This window comes from Marininema mesophilum (assembly GCF_900106775.1).
GTDB lineage: Bacteria > Bacillota > Bacilli > Thermoactinomycetales > DSM-45169 > Marininema > Marininema mesophilum.
The window spans coordinates 16,623-39,150 of record NZ_FNNQ01000006.1; the positions used below are offsets into that span (position 1 = coordinate 16,623).

A 22,528-nucleotide genomic window follows, 5' to 3' on the forward strand; every position below is an offset into this window, starting at 1 on the left:
CTAATTTAAAAGAGAGGAGATTGATTGAATCCATAGAAAAGGAAGCGAGCTCATCCATCTGGATGGGCTCGCTATATTGTCCATAACAATTAAAATCCCTCGACTGCCCTAGCACACATAGATTCATTGAACATATTATACTAGAAAAATTAGACGAGAAGTGGTGAATAAGGTTGTACCCTATAGATCTTGGACATCTAGCTTCGGTAATCGGAGGAAAACTGATTCGTGGAACTCCCCAAACTCCAGTAAAGCATGTCCTCTATGAATTTCCCAAGCATTTAGAGAGTGGAGTCGTTTTTATAATTAATCCCGGACGAAGTTTGAGTCGTCAACTCCATGAGCTTCAAAGAAAGGCAAGTGCTGGTATCGTCGCTCCTAAGGGGTTGGAACACCGTATTCCCTCTCGACATCCTCTAATCAGTGTACGAGATACCAAGCAAGCTCTATGGAGATTACTTCATTGGCAACGATCTCGCTCCAATGCTATTTTCATAGGAATTACTGGTAGCTCAGGAAAGACAACGACTAAGGAAATGGCAGCGGCTGTGCTGATGAGAAGGTTTCGTACATTAAAGTCTAGGGATAATTTGAATGTTGCGCGTACGATCCATCATCATCTCCTACGTCTCAATCCTAGTCAAAAAGCTATCGTATTAGAAATGGGGATGTCAAGATTAGGGGATATTCGTAAACAATGTCAGGTAGCCAAGCCATCTATTGGGATCGTAACCTGTGTGAAAGAAGCACATGTAGGTAGTTTGGGCAGTTCTCTTCATAATGTCGTCCGCGCAAAACAAGAACTGATTGATGGGGTTTCCCCCAATGGTCTTCTTATTGTCAATGGAGATGATGACGGTGTTCGTAAGCTAAATACGAAGGGTCGTCATACATGGACCTTTGGCATTAAACAGCGAGCTACAGTCCAAGCTACAAACGTTAGATATTCAAAGGGTGGGATGGGTTTCCACGTTCGTGGAGTTCCTTATCAAATCCCTACTTGGGGAGTCCACAATGTTTATAATGCCTTAGCGGCGATTGCTGTGGGTTTTTTGTTAAAAGTGCCAGTCAGTAATATACAAAAAGCTCTTCGCACCTTCCCGGTTCCCAAAATGAGGTTACAGAAGATCGGTGGAAGACGCGGTCGATTATTGATTAATGATGCATATAACGCGAATCCTTCTTCGACAATGGCAGGACTAGAAGTCTTGCAACAAGTGGCAGGCAGTGGGCACAGTGTTGCAGTTTTAGGGGATATGCACGAACTTGGAAAACTAACCGCACAGGGGCATCGTAATGTGGGAATCAAGGTTGCTCAAACTCGGCCTTCATTTCTCGTGACCGTAGGGCCACGGGCTGCCCAGATTGGAGTAGCGGCCCGAATAGCAGGGTATCCAGCCAATCAAATTCTAACGTGTGCTAATCGTCCATTGGCCATTGCAAACTTTCTTCATACCAAGATGCCAGCTAATTCCGTTTTCTATTTTAAAGCGTCTCGCATAATGGAACTGGAACACATTGTTCGTCCATTACGAGCCAAATAAACCACGAACCCAGAATTGTTGATGTTCATCCAATCAAAATAAAATGAAGAATTTGAGAAAAGAGGTGAAACCTCATGGCTTGCTCCAGCGGTAATCTTATAACAAATGGCGGCTTTAGAGATGGATTAAGTTCCTGGCAGGGTAGAGGAATTGAAACATTGCCCAATCCGATTCGACCCAAGGATACCTCTGTTCGAATCGACAAAGGGGGGATTTTATTTCAGAATGTCTCTGGTACCTTTATCAGAACATGTGCCTACTATCTCTACTTCAGCCTCCTAAATGAAAACCCTCGATCGATTCAACCCCGGTTATTTGCTGTCGTTTCATGGATGGATAAAAAAAAGCATTTGTTGCGTACCACACCCCTTTTAGTAATTCCGCCACGACCGAATACGCTTCGTTTTACATCCTATTTCGCTATCGTTCCACCTCCACCCAAAAGTACAGCAATCATGTCAGTGGTTTTTCTCACAATCAATGCACCCATAGTCATAGATAACATCGTTGCTTTTGCGAAAGATGTAGGAAGTCCTCGTTCGGTTCATGTAAAACCTCAACTCATTGAAATTCCTTTTTAAGTGATAAGTTGACCTAGCAGTACTAGTGAAGAAAAAGGAACAAAAAAGCCTTGCTGTGAAAATAGACAAGGCTTTTTTGTATCCTAGGTATCTCTTTTTTTCGATCCACCCAAAGGCAAGAGGGCCAGTCGAATACTGGAGTGTAGAGCCCAGGTGCGTTCCGAACGTTTTTTATACTTTGGTAAAATACGGTAGATTTCGATAGCTTCCTCGAAGGCTTGACGGGCGTCATCGCTTCGGCTGAGTTTACGATATATCTGGCCAAGTCGATACCAAGCTTCTGATGAAGAAGTATTGATGTCCTTAAATTTTTCAAGATAGGTTAGAGCTTTTTTTTGATCATGAGCGGCAAAAGCCTCCCCGAGCCGAAGATAAGGTTCTCCATATAAAACGAGGGATTCCACTTCCAATGCCGCTAATAACATTTGTTCGCCCTCGGTTCTCCTGTTCAGTTTCAAGAGACAAAGACCCTTCTCCGCTTGGATCGCTGCAGAATCGGGTATGGCCGTTAAAGCCTCAGAGAGCCATGGAAGAGCATCTTTATAATTTTTTTTCTCGATGAGGAGACGAGCGAGTTCCCGTTTATTTGAGGTATCATGAGGGTTTAATTTTAGCGCATCTTTCAACTTAAGTATCTGGCGATTTCTACGCAGTGGGCGAGTCGCGCTAGGAAAAAAACGAGTAAAACGACGGTCCAATAAGTAAAGAATGAAAAGGAAGAAAAGCAAGGCGGTAATGGGATTCCCCGTAAGCCACCACAGAATCGAAAAGATAGCTAATTTACTCATCAAACCGCCTCCACATTTTCCGCCGCATCAGGGCTTATTTGCTAAGGATGCAGGTGGTTTAGATTAGCGTACCACAGGGGCTTTTAAAAAGTAAGCAAAGTAATCCACGGACAATTATATGATATGCCGAATAGATGGTTTACTTTTGTCCAGATACAGGAGTACAATGGACAAAATGCCTGCTAATACAAAGGAGCATCCATTATGCCCAACTCAAGGAAGTGCCTTAGGCGGGACTTAGAAACGGAAATCGGCAAACTGGAAGAGTTGCGGCAACAGATGAAAGAGGATGTCCAGTCAGGGGCGACGCGTGATCATCACGAAGAACTAAGCCGCAGGATACGTGACCAAAAGGGTGTTATTGCCACGTTATCAGAAGCTTTACTCGAAGAACAAGGATCATGATAGGAATAGATTAGAGAAGGACGATCTTTATTAGAGGATCGTTCTTTTCTTTTTGTATGCTGTGATAGCAGGGAATAGGAGAGGTAGGATGGAAAGAGGGACAGTAAAGTTTACAAAGAGAAGGGAGGACTCCTGATGATTGTGAAGGGATCCGCGGTAAAGATCAAAAAGCTTACCCCGTTAGATGCAGTTCCTTTCAGGCACTTGATGTTGGAAGGATGTCGGTCATCTGTGACTGATGTAGGCATGATGGCAGATGAATGGGGAGGTGAAAACACCTTGTCTGTGTTAGTAGAAAAATTCCATAGTGTATGGAGTGAGCCGGATCATTTTATATTAGGTGCTTGGATGGAAGGAAAATTACTAGGGACCCTTGGTTTTTCTCGAGGGAATCGAGTGATGAGTCAACACTATGCGATGCTATGGGCGATGCATGTAGATAAAGATTATCGGGGGTTAGGTATTGCCCGTACACTGTTAAAGGAAATAATCAAAGAGTCTCGTGGAATGAGGGGGCTTGAGATGTTGCGGCTTAAAGTTCGAAGTAACAATGAGCCTGCTTGTAGAGTTTATCGTTCGGTAGGTTTTAAAGCAGTAGGTACGGAACCAAAGGTGATGAAACTAGGCAATGAGTACATCGATCAGACGTGGATGGTTCGTGAATTGACGGACATACATAAAACCTCGTCCGAAGAGAACGAGGCGATTCACGGGAAAAGTCGATAATATATTCTGCACGCCATCATGAATGATCCGTTTCATTTGGTGAAAGGATGCCAATGGGCACAGCTTCGCGAATGCGACGATCTACAAAGTTCCCCCAGGCCATCACACCGTTCAGGTATTCGACGAGGAATAGGCTCTCCTCCCCCTCAACTTTGTAAAGTTTCCCAGGATGTATCGAGGAAGGGTCCGTTAGGTAGGATTTGGCAAAACGGATTTGTTGTTGAATGACTGCTTCTTCCCCGATCATTGAAGAGCGACGCGCTTGATTCTCTGATTCCTGAAGTCGACGGATTTCGGTTAGGAGTTCCCCCCGGTTCATCCGGCTAAAGTGTTGCATGGGATTGCCCCTCCTGCTGTAATAGTGTACCTCAGATATTATACCAGATTGGAAAATAAAGCGTGGAATCATGGATCGAGTCTAGTGAATGCCCTATGATACAATGGTTAACATGGGCTTGGGTACTAGAGTAGTAGGGGGTGGTAGTCATCGCTGTCATTCTATTATTTATTGATGGGGTGGGATTAGGTGAAGAGAAAGCGTATAATCCATGGGCATCTCTTTCGACTCCGCATCTAAATGGGTTTTTAGGAGGTTCACTCGTACATCAAACGACACAAATCAAAGGAAGAAGAGGGATTGCCCTATTGTCTGCGAACCCTTCTATGGGATTGGCAGGGCTACCTCAAAGTGCCACAGGGCAAGCGACGATCTTCACAGGGCGAAATGCTCCCCAAGCGATGGGTGCCCACCAGAGTGGATTCCCCTTTCGCCGGTTACGGGAATGGGTTGAACAAGATAACATCTATCATCAGTTTGCACATCGGGAGATGACTGCCGCCTTCGCTAACAGTTATACTCGGGAATTTTTTGAACGATCCGCTACAAAGAAGGGCTGGATCTCTACTTCTACCGCGGCTGCGCGAAGTGCGGGCATTCCCTTGCGTACAGGGGAGGATTTATTCGCAGGTAGAGCGGTCTACCATGATTTAACGCGACACACTCTAAAGCGCGTCATACCAGAAGTGGAAACGATCACCCCTGAAGAGGCAGCGGGGCATCTGTTTGACTTGGCTCAAAAGGTGGACTTGACGATCCATGAATACTTTCTCAGTGATTTGGCAGGTCATCGTCAAGATGAGACGTTGATGCAGAAAGTAGTGGAGGATTATGATCGCTTTTTGGGAAGCTTGGTGGAAAGGTTACGTAGGGAAGATGCCCTTGTTCTGGTAAGCGATCATGGGAATAGTGAAGACTTCCGTGTGTCCACGCACACGATGAATCACGTCCCCTTACTGATCATAGGTTCTGAGGCAGAGAAAATTTATGATGAGTGGACGGATCAATCCATTGATTTAACTTATGTAGCGCCACTTCTCATTCGATTGGCGGAGGTACGAAAACATAAAAAGGGAGGGTTAGAACATGGCTGAAGAACGTTATGTACCCCAAGTGACAACAGCAGCAATCCCAGAGGATGGGGGTTGGGCGGAACTTTCTGAAGACAATTTATTGATATTATATATTCCTGAATGGGAAGATATCATGGCGAGGGGGGCAATCGGTTATCAACAAGTTTGGATGTATGATCGAGAGGCGGATGCCTATATTTTTTGCTTCCGATTACAGGATGGAATAGAAAGAGCAATCGCATTTGCTAAGGATCATGGAGGTTTGCTCCTTAGAGATGAGCGCGCTTACGGTCCGTTTTCTATCTTACTAACTTCAGAGCCTATAGGAGAGGCGGAAGAATCGTCCTCAATGCTCTTACTGAGTGAGGTTTCACTGAAACGGCATCCACGTGCTGGCTGGTAGGGAACGTTGATGTACTCGGAATTGAATGGTACCTTTAGCTAGTTGGTATAGAAACAGGAGGAACGTATGAACCCATCTAATATATTTAGAGGTGCTCGTATTCGTTTTACAGCAGTGACAGAGCAGGCGGCTGAGGCGTATGCCAAATGGAGTGAGGACGCTGAGTATTTACGTAATTTAGATACCGATTATGCCGTGCCGCGATCAGCGGACTCCTTTCGTGCAGAAATACAGGCCGGCTCTGGTCAAGGTGGGGGCATCGAGTTTGCAGTCCATACAGTTACTGATGATAAGCTGATCGGTTTTGCTGCTTTACATAGTATTGAGTGGAATAACCAAGCAGGAAGATTGTCCATCGGTATTGGGGAGAAGGATTGTCGCAATAAGGGGTATGGTACAGAAGCGCTACAACTGCTTCTGCAATATGCGTTTCATGAATTAAACCTCAATCGGGTGGGCTTGGATGTTATCGGCAGTAATCGTGCTGCGATCCGTAGTTATGAAAAAGCAGGATTTATTATAGAAGGTGTAATCAGGGAAGGTGTCCTTCGCGATCATCAAAAAGTGGATCGCATCTACATGGGGATTTTAAGAAGAGAATGGGATAAGGATGCAATGGATTAGAGGGGCGATTTAGGCTCGAATGGTGACCTGGGTACCTATGGGCACGTAGCTGGATAGTTCCTGAACATCTCGATTATGCATACGGATACATCCTTTGGAGACCTGTTTTCCAATGGAGGATGGGTTATTTGTACCGTGAATTCCATAACCACTACGGGAGAGTCCCATCCAAAGGACACCATAGGGACTGAGCTGGCCACCTGGATGACTAAAGGGATAGGGCTGTTTATTGACGATAGAATAGGTGCCAATTGGCGTTCGTGTCAGTGTTTTGCCAATTCCTACAGGCCATGCCCGGAGGACCGTTTGATTAGAAAGAAGATATAACCGCCGCTCAGAAAGATCCACAATAATCCACATCTGATAGCACCCCCTTTTTCTATATGTATGGGAAAAAGGGGGTTTTGATTGTTATAAAAATGAATCGACTCCCTTTGTTTTATTTGGTGATGTAAGGATTTGGGGGCATATTAAAAAGAGAAGAGGGAGGTATGCCCATGAATTGGTTACTTAAAATCGTGATGTATAGTACGGTGATTTTTGCAATTACTAAACTGACTGGGACTCTTTCTTACTACTCCGTTTGGGTACCCGCAGTGATTGTTTTATTTTTTGCTACTGTAGGTCATTACGCAGATGAATGGATACTACCCCGCCTAGGAAATATTCGGTCGGCGCTTCTAGGAGGATTATTTATGGCTGTAGTCACTTATGGAGCGCAGGCGATATTGCCCGGCTTTGTCGTAAGTGGCTGGGGTGCTTTAATGGTGGGGGTGTTCCTTGGGATAGTAGAATATCGCATGCACATCGATCTCCTAAAATACAGGCCCCCATATTAATAATAGGCCTTCTTTTTTGATCATGGTACATCCCAGGAAAAATGATAGACGGAAATTATTGGTCATGGGGCGGATTATCTGAAGAAACAGGGACTCCTGTGAGTATGTTTGATCTTTATTGAAGAGGAATTATCCTAAAATTGATAGTTGCACCTCTAAAGGAAATGTGATAAGTTATTATTCGTGAAATTGCGCTAGAAGGATCCAAGATTCACTTAAAGGGTTGGGACCTCTGAGGACTAACCTTCCCCCGTGGTGAACGAGCAGATCCTAGCGGAATATTGGCAAGCCACGATATTTCCTAGGAAGGGGGCCGAAAGATATGGAGGAGTACTCGACTTTCGGACGACATGTAGCCATGGATGCTTGGGGTGTCGATTTTGGTCTGCTCAATGACGCCACCACGCTGGAGAAACACATGAAAGACGCTGCTGAAAAGAGTGGTGCGACGGTTCTTTCTTCACAGGCAAAGGTTTTTGACCCTCAGGGGGCAACGGTGCTGGTGCTTTTATCGGAAAGCCATATCTCCATTCATACGTACCCTGAAAAAGGATTTGCCGCTTTGGATTGCTACACCTGCGGCTATGATGTGGATCCTATGGTTGCCATCCAGTACATGTTAACCGTGCTAAAACCAACACAAGCCTTTGAAAAAGTGATGCGTCGCGGCGACGGCCCGATTGAAGTCGTCAAACCGGTAAGTCCAGTAAAAAAACGGTTAGTCCATCAATAAAAAAAGTATCTATATAAAACTAATCAGCACGCTCCCTTTAGGGGGGCGTTTTTTAACGGTTAACAGGAGAATCTTGCACATGAATCGAAGCCTAAGGGAGCATTCCATATGGAGGTAGATGAGTGCGTGCGAAGGTTGATGTGGCTAGGAAGTCTGTCTGGAGGAGCAGCGGTGCTCTGTTTGTGGTTATCTTCTGTGTCTTCAGGGACAGCGCAAGATTGGTTGTACCGCTGCTCTCTTTTCTTTTTTTTCCTTCTGCTCTCTATCACGTGTTGGGTGGTATTAGAACGATATTTGGAGGAGCGTGAGCGCTGATGAGGGAGGGGAAAATACAAAGATTATTGACGATCCTATTTTCTAGCTGGTCAGCAAAAACCAGCTCATTATATACGCCAGACAATCCAGCGAAGGGTCAGTGTGGTGTGACTGCTTTAGTCGTACAAGATCTCCTTGCAGGAGAAATTGTAAAGACGAGAGTGGCTGAGGGTTGGCAGTACAATATGATTATCTCAAACAAGCCGTTGAAAAAGCTTGGTTTGAAGCGGAGGGGTCCCAAGGGTAACACTGACTTGGGTCTTTTTGTTTGGGATGTCCATCATAAAGTATCACTTAACATAAATTTCTACGTGTGGACGACCCCTCAAGGTCATGTTATATTCCAAATGTAAACCTACAATGAAAAGATCGTTGACAAATCGGAGGAGGATTCAAAGACATGACCTATGAGGAGCTCCTGGAAAAGAATCGACGTTATTTATGGAACCCGTTTACACAGATGAAAGAATATTGTGAGGGTGAGCCCCTTATCATCGAACGTGCAGAAGGGGTAAAACTGATCGATGTAAATGGGAAAGAGTATTACGATGGTAATTCCTCCGTCTGGGTGAACCCCCACGGACACAACCGAGCAGAGATTAATCAAGCGATTATTGAACAATTGGATAAAATCGCCCATTCCACGTTGCTTGGTTCAGCCAATGTCCCTTCTATATTACTAGCAGAACGCTTGGTTGGACTTACACCTGAGCGTCTACAGAAGGTGTTTTATTCGGATAGTGGAGCAACAGCTGTAGAAGTGGCTCTCAAGATGGCATATCTGTATTGGCAGCATCGGGGTCAACCTGAGCGCCAGCGCTTCCTGAGCATGGGCAACGCTTATCACGGGGACACCGTGGGAGCGGTTAGTGTAGGTGGAATTGATCGTTTTCATGCTGCGTTTCGACAACTGATTTTTCCTGTAGAACGAGTGACTTATCCTTATCCGTATCGCTTTCCAGGTACAGAGAAAGAGTGTATGGAATCGTCTTTGCAAGAGTTAAAAGAAAAGCTAAAGGAGATGGGGAAAGAGATTGCCGCTGTTGTCATAGAACCGATGGTGCAAGGTGCCGGTGGGTTGATTGTCATGCCTAACGGTTTCTTAAAAGAAGTAGAGCGTCTGTGTCGTCAGTACGGAGTCCTTCTCATTGTTGATGAAGTAGCTACAGGGTTTGGGCGGACAGGAAAGATGTTTGCTTGTGAACATGAAGGAGTGGAACCGGACCTCCTATGTCTTGGGAAAAAATTGACCGGTGGTTATCTTCCTGTAGCGGCTACGATGGCCTCTAATGAGATTTATGATGCCTTTTGGGGCGATCATGCTGAGGGGAAAACCTTTTTTCATGGGCATTCGTATACAGGAAACCAACTAGGCTGTGCAGCTGCACTAGCCAGTTTGGAACTATATGAAAAAGAGAATCGAGTCGGTCATGTACAAGAGCTAGATGAGTGGCTTGGCAGTTTGTTAGCAGAGACGGCAAAGCTTCCCCATGTAGGGGAAGTGCGTCGCAAAGGTTGGATGGTGGGTATTGAATTGGTGCGGGATCGAGAAACAAAAGAACGTTATCCCTGGGAAGAGGCGATGGGAGCTAGAGTGTGTCGTCATGCGCGTGAGTTGGGTATGTTGACTCGTCCATTAGGGGACGTGATTACCTTTTTACCGCTGCTCGTATCCACAAAGGAAGAGTTAGAGGCGATGGTGAGCATTCTCAATCAAGCAATTAGTGAGGTCACAGGTCCGTGATTCGAGGACGCGGTTTTTTTGTGACGGCAACGGACACAGGAGTTGGGAAAACGAGGATTACGGCTGGACTTGCTCGTGCACTAGGAAATCGTGGGTATCGGGTCGGAGTGATGAAGCCAGTGCAAAGTGGACATCTTCGTGAGGATCCAGCTGGTGATGGGATGTTATTGAAGGAATGGAGCGGTGTATCCTCTTCCATCGAGGAGGTCGCTCCGTATTGTTGGCCGACTCCTGTGGCTCCTGGTCTAGCGGCCCAGATGGCCGGAGAGTCTCTGGATCGCTCTGTCCTCTTGGAGCGAGTCGAGAAATTAGCTGAGAAATGGGATGTGCTTCTCATCGAAGGGGCGGGTGGATGGTTTGTACCGATGGGGGAGGGTTGGACGATTGCTGATTTAGCGGTAGATATCGGATGGCCTACCCTGATCGTAGCTCGTCCTGGATTGGGGACAGTCAATCATACTGCTCTTACCTCACTAGCGATTCGAGCTCGTGGTTTAGAGCCGGCTGGTGTGATTCTAAACGGGTTGAAAAAAGGGGATAGGGCCCCTGATCTTCCACATAACCCGCGACTCATCGAGGAAGTAGCAAAGGTGCCTGTTTTAGGGGCGATTCCTTGGGGAAATGAGCGGCCTACAGCTGTGGAATTAAAGGAAGAATTTCAACAGGATCTCCCTATCGACCGATTGGTTCATTTGTTAGATGACGCGAAGAATTGGCGAGGTGAGAATGAATGAGTACCTGGGATGAGGAGATTCGCCAGCGGATGGCAGCGATCCGGAAACAAGGACGTTTACGGGAGTCGATTACCACTGGAGAGGCCGCTCAACCTGTGGTGGTAAGAGAGGGGAAACGTCTTATCAATTTATCCTCCAACAACTATCTCGGTCTAGCAGGACATCCAGCAATTATTTCTGCTCAGCAGCAGGGAGCAGAACAGGGTGCAGGAGCGACTGCTTCCAGGCTGATCGTAGGTTATTCTCCAGAGACAGCGGCCCTTGAGGCACAATTGGCTACGTATAAGGGATGCGAAGACGCATTAATATTTACAAGTGGATACACAGCCAATGTTGGTGTGCTATCAGCCTTGCTCCGTAGGAACGATGGGGTGTTTAGTGATCGTCTCAATCATGCCAGTATCGTCGATGGAATCCGATTGAGTGGGGCACGACCTTATCGCTATCGTCATCGGGATCTTAATCATTTGGAAGCACAGTTAAAAGAAGCAGATCGGCTAGGTATTCGTAATCGTTTAATTGTGACAGATACCGTATTTAGTATGGATGGGGATATTGCTCCCTTAAGAGAAATCATCCATTTGAAGGAGAAGTATGGGGCCGCCCTGATGGTCGATGATGCTCATGGTAGTGGGGTATTTGGCCCAGAGGGAAAAGGGACAGCCTATCAGCTCGGTGTAGCGGATGGGGTGGATCTTCACATGGGAACCTTTAGCAAAGCCTATGGTGTCTATGGTGCCTATGTTGCAGGTAAAAAAGAGTGGCTCCACTATCTGGTGAATACCTGCCGGAGTCTAATTTACACGACAGCCCTTCCTCCTACGATGATCGCAGGGATTACTACTTCCCTGGAGCTGATACGACAGGGAGAAGATTTACGAAGGGATTTAGCAGAAAAGAGCAGTATGTTTCGTAATCAGCTTCGCCAAGCAGGATTTGATACGGGCGAGTCCATGACGCAAATTGTTCCGATCATGGTAGGTGGATCAGACCAAACGTTGCAATATAGTCGACTCCTCAGTGAGCGGGGAGTGCTTTCTGTAGGGATTCGTCCCCCGACGGTGCCTGATGGAGAAGCACGGCTTCGCTTCTCCTTGATGGCAACGATGAAGGAGCAGGAGTTACAGGAATCCATTACAGTGATTGTGGATACTGGCCGGGAACTTGGGGTGATTTAATGCCAGGACAGGGTTCTGTGCTATGGTTGTCAGGATGGTCTGTCGATTCCTCGGTGTGGGATGATGTGATCGAGGGATTATCCCACGAAATGGTGCATCGGAAAGTCGATTTTAATGGCTGTACGAATGTGGAAGAGATGTTTCAGAGGGTTGAAACGGTGCTCGCACTTCTGCCTTCTCCAGTACGAATCGTTGGGTGGTCGTTAGGCGCATTAGTCGCGCTGGAGCTCGCTCATCGATGGAAAGGGCACATCCATCAGCTTTTTCTAATCGGATCTACTGGACGATTTGTACGAGGAGAGGATCTTCCTGGTTGGGATCAGCGGGTTCTTGGCCGGATGGAGAGGCGTTTGGATAAGGATATGGTAGGGACGTTAAACGACTTTGATTCTCTATTGTTTTCTAAAGCCGAGAGTGATCGTGGGGAAGAGAAACGGTGGCGTGTTTTCCGGCAGAGGACTCCATCAGAAGGGAGTATGATCGGGGGATTGCAGATGTTAGCCGCCTTTGATTGGTATCAATGGGATGTATCCTTGGCAATCGACACTCATTTGTTGAGTGGACAGGAGGATCGAGTATGTCAACCTGAAGGGGCGATTCAACTTTATAAAACGCTCCCTAGCGCCACCCTAAGTTTGTGGGAAGGGGTGGGGCATCTCCCCTTTTGGACGCAGCAGGAACAGTTTCGGGAGTGGTTAGAAGAGAGGATGAAGACATAGTGATTGATAACGCAGCCGTATCGCTACGATTTGGTTGCGCATCGTTGACCTATGATCAGCATGCGAGTGTGCAACGAGAGATGGCTATAGAACTCATAGAGCGTATCCGTGGAATACCCTTGGGAAAAGGTAAACGGATTTTGGAGATTGGTTGTGGGACGGGCTATCTTACCGAAAAGCTGTTAGGAATGTTTCCCGATGCGACTATTACCGCGCTAGATATCTCCTGGGAAATGGTAGAGAGAGCGAAGAAGTGTGTTGGGAAACAGGTTACCTTTTCGATCAGAGATGCAGAGCAGATGGATTGGGAGAAAGAAGGCCCCTTTGACCTGATTGTCTCCAATGCGGCTGTACAGTGGTTTTCCCAGCCGGATGAGACATTTTCCCATCTCATTCGTGGGCTTTCCAAGGGAGGATGGTTCATCGCTTCTACGTTTGGTGCAAAGACCTTTAATGAATTACATACGCTATTCAGGGAGGTTGAAGAGGAACGAGGATTACCCTTTGAACAACATGGCTTAGCACTTCAGGGCAGGGGGGAGTGGGAGAAAAGGATGGTCGGTGCAGGATTTACTGATACCCAAACGATAGCACAAACCTATCTTGCTAATTACGAACATGCTCGTGGCTTTGTGCGAGCGATTCGAGGGATGGGTGCCACTCACAGTGAGTCCAACCATTCCCTGATCGCTGCTGGAAGACTACTATCAGAGGTGCTTCGACGTTATGACCTTCGCTATCCTTCGGATGATGGAGTTTATGCGACCTACGAAGGGTTATGGATGTGGGGAAGAAGATAGAGCATGAAGAAAAAGGCTGATTCTCACAGAGCATGTTTTGCTCGATAGAATCAGCCTTTTTCATGGTTATTTTACTAATTGAGATTGAACTAATTGACGAACTGCTTCTGGGCTTTCCTGACGCAGGGCTTCCTCTGCCAGTTTCTGAGCAGATTCACTATGAAGAGGGCGAATCTTTTCTTTTATTTCTGGAATGGCACCTGCGCTCATCGATAGTTCATCAAGACCCAGCCCAATGAGGATTTCGGTCATCTGTGAATCCCCAGCCAGCTCTCCACACATTCCAGCTACAATGCCAGCCTCCCGCGCAGCATCACAGGTTTTTTTCACTAACCGGAGAACTGCAGGGTGTGCAGCATCATAGAGGTGAGCTACCTGTTCATTGCCACGATCAGCAGCAAGGGTGTATTGAGTGAGATCGTTGGTACCAATGCTCATAAAGTCCACTTCTTTAGCCAATACATCGGCATAGATCGCGGCAGCAGGTACTTCAACCATAATCCCTACTTTGATGGAATCTGCGATGGGAATATTCGACTGCATCAATTCGGTCCGACATTCAGCCAGTAGTGCTTTTGCCTCTCGGATCTCTGATAAATTCTCCACCATCGGTAACATAATCCACAGATCTCCATGGATACTGGAGCGAAGGAGGGCCTTTAGTTGGGTTTTAAAAATTTCTGGGTTGGCGAGGCAGTAACGAATCGCTCGATGCCCTAAAAAGGGATTCTCCTCGGTAGGAAGATTTGCGTAGGGGAGATCTTTATCCCCTCCGATATCAAGGGTACGAATGACGACGGGCTTATCACCAAATGCTTTAAGAACACGGCTATAAGCTTGGGTTTGCTCCTCTTCCGTAGGCCAGTTGTCGTTTTCTAAATAAAGGAACTCTGTCCGAAATAGTCCGATTCCCTCAGCACCGTTTGCGATAGCTTGATCCACGTCGCTTGGGCTACCGATATTGGCGAATACTTGCATTCGCTTGCCGTCAGCAGTTTCTGCATCCATGTCTGCTTTTTTTAAGGCTTCCTCCCGTTGCTGTTGATGGCGTTTAATCACTATACAAGTCTCAATTTTTTTCTGGGGAGTCGGGTTTTTCTCGACGGTACCCGCATCGCCATCAATGACAAGGGTGTCTCCGTCAATGAATTCCTCTATCTTTTCTCCTAATCCCAGGACAGCAGGTATTCCTAAGGTACGTGCCATGATCGCCGCATGAGCGGTCTTTGACCCACGAGCGGTCACCATTGCCACAACTCCAGGGGGGAATTGTGCGGTATCCGATGGGGCAAGCTCTGGTGCAACGACGATGCTATCCGGTTGGATCGATAAGGGATCAAAGGGCGTTATGCCTGCTAGAAGGAGGAGAATACGATTACCTACATCTCGAATATCATCTGCTCGAGCTTGCATATATTCATCGGGGAGGGACGAGAGCATCTCGGCCATCTGTGTAGTGACTTCGTTACAGGTGAGGGATGCATTTTTTTGGTGCTTTTGAATCCGTTGTTTCATCTCACCGATGTAAGCAGGATCATCTAAAAAGGCGATATGAGCATCGAAGATAGCTGCGGCTTCTTCCCCCATCCGATCCACAGTGGTTTTGCGCAGATGCTCAATCTGCTGCCTTGCGACCTGAACAGCTTCATCCAAACGTTCGACTTCTGCAACAGGGTCGGAGATACTACTGTTATCTATCTCTGGTTTCTCTTTTCGCCACCAGACGACATGGCCAATAGCTAAGCCTGGTGCTGCGCTGATTCCTTGGTAGTGTTCCGCGGTCATCAAGTTCATCCTCTCTAAACGAAGAGTTCATGGTTAATCACTTAATTGAGTTGTGATCAATTGCTGTAGTGCTTGTACCGCCTCGGTTGCGTCTTCTCCGTCAGCACGGATGATCAATTCATCTCCCTTACCAACAGAGAGGGACATCACACCGAGAAGGCTCTTGGCATCTGCTTCTTGGGTTCCTTTGATCAGTTGAATGGTACTTTGGAATGAACCGGCTTCTTTCACAAGTTGGGCAGCGGGCCGTGCATGAAGACCGGTTTCATTCTGGATGGTCACTTTTTCTTCGTAGTTCATGGTAATTCCTCGCTTCATTGTTAAATTTGGAAAATGCTCGGGAATCGATGGGGAAAGAGATTGGCCTGTATCCATAAAAGTGAATTGCGTGTAAAGGACTTGGGATGTAAGTAGGATCAGCAAACGAGGGCGATACCTCGATAATTAAGAGAACTTCTATTTCTAGCGTAAGTTTGAAGACGAGTAGCTAAAACTGTGAAGAAGTTCCTAAAAGACAAAGAAGTAACGAAGTGGTCGCACATCTCATGGTGGCTCCGTTCCTAAGAGGAAGAATACATTCGTTATTCTTGCCTGGGTCAATTTCCTTATGCAAACCACTAAAATTGATAAAAACGGTTATGCATAAATATAAAGCAAGTTTCATGTCGAAAAGAAATCCCGCCTGGAATGACAGGGTTTCTTGATTTGTTTTTTAGTTTGCACAGCTGGGTCAGATAAGAGTGACGGATTGTTGTTTTACGATAGAGGTTGGAGGCTGGATGAGAGAGGCTAAATCTGCAACACACTCCTTTGGATAATCAATATGAAGGGGAGGAGAAAGGTCGTCCTGTATTCGTTTCCATGAAGGGATGGAAGTGACTTTCTTGAGGTAGATGAAGGTTGTGTGCTAACTCCTCCGCAGTAATCCCGTTATCCCCAGCAAGATTCGAGGTTTTTTCCACATGTTCTAGCTGGGTCACAATAGCTCACACCATACCCTCTCATCATACACACTTTACACAGATAAATTCAAATGGATTTATACGAGTAGTAGAGTAATTTGCGTAATATAAACCTTATATTACCAATCTAGGAATGGTGAAGTGAAAAACCATAAGCTAACCAACTCGATTATAGACGTTGCCATGCTCACCTACAAGTCAGCCTGGCAGGAAAAACGTGGGTATAGTAGGGAAACGGTACCCCTTCCAGTCAGCGACGCTTTTCTGGGTGGTTACTGCAACAAAGGTGCATAAAAAGTACTGAGATAATTGTTACTATTAAATAAGCCCATCACCTTTAAAATACTCTGGAGATGGGCTTATATCTTTTATTTTTAAGTACATGCTTTTTGGCCCAAGACGAGAACCTGCGACTGTCTATTTCGAAAGTCATATTTGGCCCCCTGTTCTCATTTTCCTAGATACGAAAAGAGAAAAATCAGTAGAGCTATGGCACCAACTAGAACGACAAGCAAAAAAGTTAGGCAGCCACACCCACCTTTAAATAGGCTCTTCATCCATTGTCACTCTCCTTGTAGGTAAGGTTGCCGTACTAGATTGATTATAAGCCAACTTCCTGACCTGTCGCAAGAAGACTTAGGCATATTTCTTATTTATATTTACAAGATCGGATAGATGTTTCTTCAAATATTTGTATCCATTCACCATATGCTGCTATCCACTGAGATCCATATTTTCGAGGCCATGTAGAACCCTGTTTAACAGCTCTTCGGGCTAATCTACAAGCCCAACTATTACTAATACCATATCGTTCAGCTGCTTTGGAACATGAAATCCAGTTTGCTTGCATTTCTCTTATTTCCTCATGACCGTTACTTGTTATTTCAATATGTTTTCTTGTTTTTCTGACCTTTTTATTAACAGGCTTTAAAATAACCTCCCACTTATCTAGAGGAGCTTCCCAAGCACGTCCTCGTTTTACCGGAAATTCTTCTCCTCTTTCTTTTGCTTCTCGCGCTAGTCGTGCTATGTAGCTTTTTTCTAACCTAAAAAGTTTAGATGCATCAGTAGTCGTTATGTATTCATCCATGTTAGCCACTTCACCTAACCACCTTCTTTTCACCTCATCCTTTTATATTTCCTCATTTACCATTATATGTCTAGTCTTTTTCGTATGAATTGCTGAAAAGATGCTGATCTTATCCTGTTAGCAGCCAATAGAAAAAAATCTTTTTTAACTTTACTGTTTCAGGCGGATACCTACGCGCATATCACTCCTCGTACATATACTGAAGTCAAATGGTTATTTACTCTGTGGGGCTGAAGAGGGAGGCTACTCGAATATGAAGGTGTCATATAAATGGTCCGTTCATCGGAACTTAATTAAAACCAATATAAAGAGTTCTTTACCAACAACCATGCTATATTCTGCAGGAGTTTTTACCAGAATGCTTAGTAAGTTTGGTTTATTGGTATTAAAACCATCGGGTGGAACGGGAGGCCATGGAGTCACTCTCGTTTGTTCCAATCCCAAGGGTGGATATACCGTGCAATTAAATCAAAATACCAAACAAATTCCAGATGCGAACTCTCTCATTGAGTGGGTGAAAAAGCTTACTAATAACACACAGACTAGATATTTGGTCCAAGAATGCGTCTCTCTCGCTCAAATCAAAGGGAGACCATTTACCATCCGTACGATTACACAGCGTCGGAGCAACTCTAAATGGGTTCTCACAGGTTGGGTAGCAAAAACAGCGGGGAAGGGTTTCTTTATCACGAATGGACGTTCTGGAGGAAGCGTATATACCGTTGAGCAGGCGATTGCTCTTTCCAATGCGAGTAAAAATAGTGAAAGAATATTGCGAGATCTGAGGGATATCTCACTAGGTGCAGCTCAATTTTTAGGTAAAACTGCGCCAAGGCAACGTGTTGTCGGATTTGATATGGGTGTAGATAAAGAAGGAAAGGTATGGATCATCGAAGCGAATCCGAAACCACGGTACAACGCATTTTTAAAATTAAAGGATCATAAGATGTACCGAAAGATTATGGACTTTCAACGGTCCGCATCCTGAAAGTAATGGTGAAACATAGGGTGGATAGAAATAACTAATTTAAGAAGCAACCCTTGCGAATATGCGAAGGGTTGCTTCTTTTAGTAATGCTAGAAGAGAAATCGTATACCTCCGAAGAGTAGGACTAATATAAACAAGCCGATAAGGATGATGAGATAGATATTAGCTACCAATCTTTTCAATAATAGATCCCTCCTGCATCTCGACTTGATTGTTTAGGTAGATTACTTTATGATAATCAGGTGAATACGCCCTTTCATGATAAGTATTATGCCTAGGGCAATTTGTGTTTTTCAAAATAAAGGTGAGACTACTCTATTGTAACATGTAGAGTCAGCGCTGTATGGATGATGAGTTGAAAATTAAAGGTTAATATAAATCGCAAATCAGTATTGGGTGTTAAGGGCAATAGCCCTATGTGGTTGCCTAACTGTGGTAACCATCTTCGGAGGTGACAGCAATGTGGGTTGAGATAGGTGATCAACTCAGACAAGCTCGAGAGAAAGCAGGATTATCTTTAGAAGAATTACAGGAACAGACTCAGATTGATATGGTTTCATTGAAAGCATTAGAGAATGGTGATTTCAACAAAATCTCCAGTCCCTTTTTCGTCCGTTCATATATCCGTACTGTTGCGAAAAAAATCGATTTGGAACCTACAAACCTGCTAAAGCATTATCATCCGGTACAAGATGAAACCGGAGAAGGGGAAGCGAACAAAGCAGGAGGTGGATTAGGACAGACGGGGAAATTTAGTACAATCTCTCAGCCAGTCGAAAAAATCACAGATTCTGGGCGTGTACACACGACTCAACCCATTCAGCCTCTTCGTATGAACGATGGGGCAAATGAAGAATCCTATGATCCTTTTCACAATATGAAAGAAGAGGAATCAGAGGATGGAGGCGAAAATGCATCTGGTTCGGAAGAAGGGGAGCATCTTTCTCGATCAGTCACATCAAAGTCTAAGAAGTGGTCTGTCTCGGATTTGACCCAAACGTTAAAAATGAAGGCACTAGGTAATGTTCCCATTCTCAAGAAAGATGAGGAACAGAGTGCTGAGAATAAACAAGAGGAAGGGGACTCTCTATCATCTTCCTCAGCAGAAGGCGAATTACCTCCACGCTCACAGGGTAAGAGAGGAGCGATTTCAGAAGAAGAAATGTCCTCTCCTATGGATCAAGAGGAGGCTCTCAATAGAGATTTCCAGTCGCGTGAGTCTGAGGAGATGATGAATGAGCCATCCGTATCGCCTCCTCCGATGGATACCCCTCAAACACTTTCTCGTAGCGGAAGATACCGAAGTGATGCATGGGCAGGAGAAGAGAGTGGTAGTCACGATCTTTCATCGAATCTACCACCACGTGGACAGAGTGCATCGCTCTCTGAACAACAAATGGTGGGGAATGACAGTACCGAATCCGAACCCATACTTTCCCGTTCCGGTCGTCATGAGTCAGTCTCTAATCTGCCAGCATTAGTTGCCTCTGGGGAAATCACCCGTTCTAATTCAAAGCGACATCGTAAGGCGGTTGCTCAGAATAAAGCCGGGAATTGGTTTAAGTCCCCTCTGGTTCGTTGGTCGTTGATCGTGGTGGTTTTATTAATTCTTGTATCGATTTGGGCGGCTAATACGATGGGTTTTTTCGATAAAAACAGTGAAAAACCCGCTACTACTAGCGAGAAAAAGGACGGTTCTTCCTCTAGTGCAGATGCACCCAAGGGTGGTACAGCCAAATTGCTGGCGCTCAAAGAAGGGTCAAGTCTTAGTGAATATCAATTGAGCAAACCGGATAACGTTTCATTCCGCTTTCAGACTAAAGGGAAGTCCTGGATACAGATTCGTGAACAAAAAAATGCAGAAGAGGGTTATCTAAAGGATGTTACTTTGAATCGTGGAGAAACCTTCCCGTATGAGTATAAAAAAGGTAAGGCGAAGGAACTGTGGGTAACGATAGGTTCGCCAAATCAAGTAGACCTCACAATTAATGGACAAAGTGTTAATGCAAATAAGACAATCCATATTATCATCAAAAAATGAAAACAAAGGAGGTACCCTTAAGGGTACCTCCTTTGTTTTGACGTTACTTTTATAAGCATGGTATACTTAACCCGATTGTTTGTCAACTTTTGATATTTATAAGTTTACGTAAACGTTTTCATCCAATTTTGTAGAAATGTTTAGAATGGTTCGGTAGAATTGAGAAAAATGATTGAATGGAGGATTCAATGTGATCCAAGAGGTACAAACGTATATCAATCAGTGGGAAAGATTAGCGGATAAAGCCCTTGCTGGAGAGCGTATCACTTTAGAAGAAGGCTTAGCTGTTTTGCAAAGCGATGATCATGAACTACTCCCGCTACTTCAAGCGGCTTTCCGTGTTCGCCATCATCATTTTGGTAAAAAAGTGAAGCTAAATATGATTTTCAATGCAAAAAGTGGCCTCTGTCCAGAAAACTGTGGTTATTGTTCACAGTCGATAATCTCTACAGCACCTATTGAGAAATATACACTACTGAAAAAAGATGTATTGGTCTCTGGAGCGCGTGAAGCTATGGAACGGAAAGCTGGAACTTATTGCATCGTAGCGAGTGGCCGGGGGCCAACGGATCGAGAAGTGGATGAAGTTTGTGCGGCGGTGCGGGAGATCAAGGAAGAAATGCCGCTGAAGATTTGTGCGTGTTTGGGCATCTTAAAGGAAGGACAAGCTGCTCGATTAAAAGAGGCAGGGGTAGAACGCTATAATCATAATCTAAATACCAGTGCAGACCACCATGATAAAATTACGACCTCTCATTCCTATGATGATCGGGTACAGACGGTTGAGGCAGCAAAAGAGGCAGGGATTTCACCTTGTTCAGGGTGTATTGTTGGGATGGGTGAGAGTGATGAGCAGATCGTAAAGGTCGCTTATGAGCTTCGCACCTTAGATGCGGATTCGATCCCGGTCAACTTTCTACATGCCATCCCGGGTACACCTTTAGAAGGGATGGATGAGTTAAACCCCCGTCGTTGCCTAAAGGTGTTGGCACTTTTTCGTTTTGTATGTCCTGAAAAAGAGATTCGTGTCTCTGGAGGGCGTGAAGTGAATCTAGGTACGTTGCAACCCTTTGCCTTGTATCCAGCAAATGCGCTTTTTGTAGGGGATTATTTAACAACAGAAGGACAAGTAGCTAATCAAGATCATCAGATAATCCGCGACCTCGGCTTTGAGATCGAAGAATGTGCCTTATAATCGATTCACTCAGATGGCTGAGGAGGAGCCATTCCTGAGTGGGTGTAATAAGGAGCGGGATGGACGTGGAAAAAGAGAAAGAGCTCATCGCACGGCAATTTAACCGTTTTGCAGATGAGTATGATCGGGTGGCAGTTGTCCAACAAAGGATGGCCCACCGGATACTTGAGACCCTGGATGAACAGGGAGCGGAGCCACAAAACATACTAGAGATTGGTTGTGGAACAGGATATTTGACCCAGTTGTTAGGTGAGAAGTACCCTGATGCGAAGTTTACGATCATTGATATCGCCGAGAAAATGATGGAGCTGACAAAGCGACGGGCGAACGAATCCCTTGATGTGCGATTCGTAGTCGGTGATGTAGAAAATGAGTCCTGGGAGCCTGAGAGTTTTGATCTGATTGCTTCAAATGCGATGGTACATTGGTTGGCTCGTCCTGATAGTACCTTGTGTCAGCTAAGTTCAGCATTAAAACCAGGAGGGGGGTTTGTCGCCTCAACCTTTGGGCCCGACACCTTAGGGGAACTGGATCAGGTGTATCAGAATCTGGGATTAAATGAAGAGTATTCTACCCAGCGAAGGTACTATTTTCAACCTCCCGAAGAATGGTATAGGATGATGAAAATGGCTGATTTAGAGGGGGACTATGTCGTATGCTGGCATCGGATTCATTACCCTGATTCAAATAGCCTCATGAACGCGATTCAGCGTATGGGGGCGGATTATATCCATCCAGAAGAAGAGCAGCTGTATGGTCAGAGTCAGTTGGTACGAGCGGTGATCCAAGAACAGTATAACCGAATCTATCGTACTCGTGAGGGTGGGGTGTATGCGACCTATCAATCAGTCTATGCTTATGGACGAAAAGGGTTGCCCACTTGAGATTCAGTAAATGATACGACGGAGGGGCTACTATCGTCCC

26 protein-coding genes are annotated in these 22,528 nt (G+C 45.4%); 20 read left to right on the forward strand and 6 right to left on the reverse strand.

All coding sequences use genetic code 11. The features are described 5' to 3' along the window. Nucleotides 1–173: 173 nt before the first annotated feature. Nucleotides 174–1,544, forward strand: coding sequence for a UDP-N-acetylmuramoyl-tripeptide--D-alanyl-D-alanine ligase (locus BLV90_RS06990; RefSeq protein ID WP_177167934.1), 1,371 nt, complete (start codon nt 174–176; stop codon nt 1,542–1,544). Between the two features lie 74 nt (nt 1,545–1,618). Further along, nucleotides 1,619–2,125 carry a hypothetical protein gene (locus BLV90_RS06995; RefSeq protein WP_091738409.1) on the forward strand — a complete coding sequence of 169 codons (507 nt, stop codon included), beginning with the start codon at nt 1,619–1,621 and terminating at the stop codon, nt 2,123–2,125. Between the two features lie 83 nt (nt 2,126–2,208). On the opposite strand, the gene BLV90_RS07000 is transcribed toward BLV90_RS06995, so the two are convergent. Continuing rightward, nucleotides 2,209–2,913, reverse strand: coding sequence for a tetratricopeptide repeat protein (locus BLV90_RS07000; RefSeq protein ID WP_091738412.1), 705 nt, complete (start codon nt 2,911–2,913; stop codon nt 2,209–2,211). A 204-nt stretch (nt 2,914–3,117) separates the two neighbouring features. Here BLV90_RS07000 and BLV90_RS07005 point away from each other — a divergent pair, with 204 nt between their 5' ends. After that, nucleotides 3,118–3,318 (forward strand): hypothetical protein, encoded by a 201-nt coding sequence (locus BLV90_RS07005; protein WP_091738415.1) that lies wholly within the window; start codon nt 3,118–3,120, stop codon nt 3,316–3,318. A gap of 135 nt (nt 3,319–3,453) precedes the next feature. Beyond that, nucleotides 3,454–4,044, forward strand: a complete 591-nt coding sequence (locus tag BLV90_RS07010) for a GNAT family N-acetyltransferase (protein ID WP_091738418.1) — start codon at nt 3,454–3,456, stop codon at nt 4,042–4,044. 16 nt (nt 4,045–4,060) lie between these two features. Here the strand turns inward: BLV90_RS07010 and BLV90_RS07015 are convergent, their stop codons facing one another. Next, complete coding sequence (locus tag BLV90_RS07015) at nt 4,061–4,381, reverse strand: DUF1811 family protein (protein WP_091738422.1); 321 nt, start codon at nt 4,379–4,381, stop codon at nt 4,061–4,063. Between the two features lie 140 nt (nt 4,382–4,521). Here BLV90_RS07015 and BLV90_RS07020 point away from each other — a divergent pair, with 140 nt between their 5' ends. From BLV90_RS07020 to BLV90_RS07030, 3 genes are all read left to right on the forward strand, one after another. Next, entirely contained in the window at nt 4,522–5,475 is a 954-nt protein-coding gene (locus tag BLV90_RS07020) for an alkaline phosphatase family protein (protein ID WP_091738425.1), read from the forward strand. Then, the gene (locus BLV90_RS07025) at nt 5,468–5,857 is read left to right on the forward strand and encodes a hypothetical protein (RefSeq protein ID WP_091738429.1); all 390 of its coding nucleotides are present in this window, start codon (nt 5,468–5,470) and stop codon (nt 5,855–5,857) included. The genes BLV90_RS07020 and BLV90_RS07025 overlap by 8 nt, the downstream gene beginning before the upstream one ends. A gap of 66 nt (nt 5,858–5,923) precedes the next feature. After that, nucleotides 5,924–6,481 (forward strand): GNAT family N-acetyltransferase, encoded by a 558-nt coding sequence (locus tag BLV90_RS07030; RefSeq protein WP_091738432.1) that lies wholly within the window; start codon nt 5,924–5,926, stop codon nt 6,479–6,481. A 9-nt stretch (nt 6,482–6,490) separates the two neighbouring features. Here BLV90_RS07030 and BLV90_RS07035 read toward each other — a convergent pair whose 3' ends face one another. Next, a complete protein-coding gene (locus tag BLV90_RS07035) occupies nt 6,491–6,841 on the reverse strand; it encodes a L,D-transpeptidase (RefSeq protein ID WP_091738435.1) in 351 nt (116 codons plus the stop codon). Nucleotides 6,842–6,978: 137 nt separating this feature from the next. Here BLV90_RS07035 and BLV90_RS07040 point away from each other — a divergent pair, with 137 nt between their 5' ends. The 9 genes from BLV90_RS07040 to bioC (BLV90_RS07080) all read left to right on the forward strand — a co-directional run bounded on the left by BLV90_RS07040 (nt 6,979) and on the right by bioC (BLV90_RS07080) (nt 13,543). After that, complete coding sequence (locus BLV90_RS07040) at nt 6,979–7,320, forward strand: DUF2512 family protein (RefSeq protein WP_091738438.1); 342 nt, start codon at nt 6,979–6,981, stop codon at nt 7,318–7,320. A 322-nt stretch (nt 7,321–7,642) separates the two neighbouring features. Beyond that, complete coding sequence (speD, locus tag BLV90_RS07045) at nt 7,643–8,053, forward strand: adenosylmethionine decarboxylase (RefSeq protein ID WP_091738441.1); 411 nt, start codon at nt 7,643–7,645, stop codon at nt 8,051–8,053. Nucleotides 8,054–8,161: 108 nt separating this feature from the next. Continuing rightward, a complete protein-coding gene (locus BLV90_RS07050; RefSeq protein ID WP_143035014.1) occupies nt 8,162–8,368 on the forward strand; it encodes a hypothetical protein in 207 nt (68 codons plus the stop codon). Next, nucleotides 8,368–8,721, forward strand: a complete 354-nt coding sequence (locus BLV90_RS16185; RefSeq protein WP_177167935.1) for a YunG family protein — start codon at nt 8,368–8,370, stop codon at nt 8,719–8,721. The genes BLV90_RS07050 and BLV90_RS16185 overlap by 1 nt, the downstream gene beginning before the upstream one ends. Before the next feature lie 47 nt (nt 8,722–8,768). Then, nucleotides 8,769–10,112: an adenosylmethionine--8-amino-7-oxononanoate transaminase gene (gene bioA / locus BLV90_RS07060; protein ID WP_091738447.1), complete on the forward strand. Its 1,344-nt coding sequence runs from the start codon at nt 8,769–8,771 to the stop codon at nt 10,110–10,112. Further along, on the forward strand, nt 10,109–10,846 hold the full coding sequence (bioD, locus tag BLV90_RS07065; protein ID WP_091738450.1) for a dethiobiotin synthase: 738 nt from the start codon (nt 10,109–10,111) through the stop codon (nt 10,844–10,846). Before bioA ends, bioD begins: the two co-directional genes overlap by 4 nt. After that, complete coding sequence (bioF, locus tag BLV90_RS07070; RefSeq protein WP_245726282.1) at nt 10,843–12,024, forward strand: 8-amino-7-oxononanoate synthase; 1,182 nt, start codon at nt 10,843–10,845, stop codon at nt 12,022–12,024. The genes bioD and bioF overlap by 4 nt, the downstream gene beginning before the upstream one ends. Then, nucleotides 12,024–12,743 (forward strand): alpha/beta fold hydrolase, encoded by a 720-nt coding sequence (locus BLV90_RS07075; protein WP_091738454.1) that lies wholly within the window; start codon nt 12,024–12,026, stop codon nt 12,741–12,743. Before bioF ends, BLV90_RS07075 begins: the two co-directional genes overlap by 1 nt. Further along, nucleotides 12,743–13,543 carry a malonyl-ACP O-methyltransferase BioC gene (gene bioC / locus BLV90_RS07080; protein ID WP_177167936.1) on the forward strand — a complete coding sequence of 267 codons (801 nt, stop codon included), beginning with the start codon at nt 12,743–12,745 and terminating at the stop codon, nt 13,541–13,543. Before BLV90_RS07075 ends, bioC (BLV90_RS07080) begins: the two co-directional genes overlap by 1 nt. A 66-nt stretch (nt 13,544–13,609) precedes the next feature. Here bioC (BLV90_RS07080) and ptsP read toward each other — a convergent pair whose 3' ends face one another. The 3 genes from ptsP to BLV90_RS07095 form a co-directional block, all read right to left on the reverse strand. Continuing rightward, nucleotides 13,610–15,328 carry a phosphoenolpyruvate--protein phosphotransferase gene (ptsP, locus tag BLV90_RS07085; RefSeq protein ID WP_177167937.1) on the reverse strand — a complete coding sequence of 573 codons (1,719 nt, stop codon included), beginning with the start codon at nt 15,326–15,328 and terminating at the stop codon, nt 13,610–13,612. 33 nt (nt 15,329–15,361) lie between these two features. Then, the gene (locus BLV90_RS07090) at nt 15,362–15,628 is read right to left on the reverse strand and encodes an HPr family phosphocarrier protein (protein WP_091738885.1); all 267 of its coding nucleotides are present in this window, start codon (nt 15,626–15,628) and stop codon (nt 15,362–15,364) included. A 1,311-nt stretch (nt 15,629–16,939) separates the two neighbouring features. Next, the gene (locus BLV90_RS07095) at nt 16,940–17,389 is read right to left on the reverse strand and encodes a hypothetical protein (protein ID WP_091738462.1); all 450 of its coding nucleotides are present in this window, start codon (nt 17,387–17,389) and stop codon (nt 16,940–16,942) included. A 244-nt stretch (nt 17,390–17,633) separates the two neighbouring features. On the opposite strand from BLV90_RS07095, the gene BLV90_RS07100 reads away from it, so the two are divergent. From BLV90_RS07100 to bioC (BLV90_RS07115), 4 genes are all read left to right on the forward strand, one after another. Further along, complete coding sequence (locus tag BLV90_RS07100; protein ID WP_091738465.1) at nt 17,634–18,368, forward strand: YheC/YheD family protein; 735 nt, start codon at nt 17,634–17,636, stop codon at nt 18,366–18,368. A gap of 460 nt (nt 18,369–18,828) precedes the next feature. Continuing rightward, on the forward strand, nt 18,829–20,409 hold the full coding sequence (locus BLV90_RS07105) for a helix-turn-helix domain-containing protein (RefSeq protein WP_091738467.1): 1,581 nt from the start codon (nt 18,829–18,831) through the stop codon (nt 20,407–20,409). A gap of 190 nt (nt 20,410–20,599) precedes the next feature. Then, the gene (gene bioB / locus BLV90_RS07110; RefSeq protein ID WP_425433869.1) at nt 20,600–21,604 is read left to right on the forward strand and encodes a biotin synthase BioB; all 1,005 of its coding nucleotides are present in this window, start codon (nt 20,600–20,602) and stop codon (nt 21,602–21,604) included. A 65-nt stretch (nt 21,605–21,669) separates the two neighbouring features. Further along, nucleotides 21,670–22,488 (forward strand): malonyl-ACP O-methyltransferase BioC, encoded by an 819-nt coding sequence (gene bioC / locus BLV90_RS07115; RefSeq protein ID WP_177167938.1) that lies wholly within the window; start codon nt 21,670–21,672, stop codon nt 22,486–22,488. The last annotated feature ends 40 nt before the right edge of the window (nt 22,489–22,528 follow it).

Coding starts and splice junctions, on each gene's coding strand:
- BLV90_RS07030 (WP_091738432.1), top strand. CDS start 5,924: ATGAACCCATCTAATATATTTAGAGGTGCTCGTATTCGTTTTACAGCA.
- BLV90_RS07025 (WP_091738429.1), top strand. CDS start 5,468: ATGGCTGAAGAACGTTATGTACCCCAAGTGACAACAGCAGCAATCCCA.
- BLV90_RS16185 (WP_177167935.1), top strand. CDS start 8,368: ATGAGGGAGGGGAAAATACAAAGATTATTGACGATCCTATTTTCTAGC.
- bioA (WP_091738447.1), top strand. CDS start 8,769: ATGACCTATGAGGAGCTCCTGGAAAAGAATCGACGTTATTTATGGAAC.
- BLV90_RS07050 (WP_143035014.1), top strand. CDS start 8,162: ATGGAGGTAGATGAGTGCGTGCGAAGGTTGATGTGGCTAGGAAGTCTG.
- BLV90_RS07035 (WP_091738435.1), bottom strand. CDS start 6,841: ATGTGGATTATTGTGGATCTTTCTGAGCGGCGGTTATATCTTCTTTCT.
- BLV90_RS07105 (WP_091738467.1), top strand. CDS start 18,829: ATGTGGGTTGAGATAGGTGATCAACTCAGACAAGCTCGAGAGAAAGCA.
- bioF (WP_245726282.1), top strand. CDS start 10,843: ATGAGTACCTGGGATGAGGAGATTCGCCAGCGGATGGCAGCGATCCGG.
- BLV90_RS07000 (WP_091738412.1), bottom strand. CDS start 2,913: ATGAGTAAATTAGCTATCTTTTCGATTCTGTGGTGGCTTACGGGGAAT.
- BLV90_RS07010 (WP_091738418.1), top strand. CDS start 3,454: ATGATTGTGAAGGGATCCGCGGTAAAGATCAAAAAGCTTACCCCGTTA.
- speD (WP_091738441.1), top strand. CDS start 7,643: ATGGAGGAGTACTCGACTTTCGGACGACATGTAGCCATGGATGCTTGG.
- BLV90_RS07100 (WP_091738465.1), top strand. CDS start 17,634: ATGAAGGTGTCATATAAATGGTCCGTTCATCGGAACTTAATTAAAACC.
- BLV90_RS07090 (WP_091738885.1), bottom strand. CDS start 15,628: ATGAACTACGAAGAAAAAGTGACCATCCAGAATGAAACCGGTCTTCAT.
- ptsP (WP_177167937.1), bottom strand. CDS start 15,328: ATGACCGCGGAACACTACCAAGGAATCAGCGCAGCACCAGGCTTAGCT.
- BLV90_RS06995 (WP_091738409.1), top strand. CDS start 1,619: ATGGCTTGCTCCAGCGGTAATCTTATAACAAATGGCGGCTTTAGAGAT.
- BLV90_RS07075 (WP_091738454.1), top strand. CDS start 12,024: ATGCCAGGACAGGGTTCTGTGCTATGGTTGTCAGGATGGTCTGTCGAT.
- BLV90_RS07040 (WP_091738438.1), top strand. CDS start 6,979: ATGAATTGGTTACTTAAAATCGTGATGTATAGTACGGTGATTTTTGCA.
- BLV90_RS07015 (WP_091738422.1), bottom strand. CDS start 4,381: ATGCAACACTTTAGCCGGATGAACCGGGGGGAACTCCTAACCGAAATC.
- BLV90_RS07005 (WP_091738415.1), top strand. CDS start 3,118: ATGCCCAACTCAAGGAAGTGCCTTAGGCGGGACTTAGAAACGGAAATC.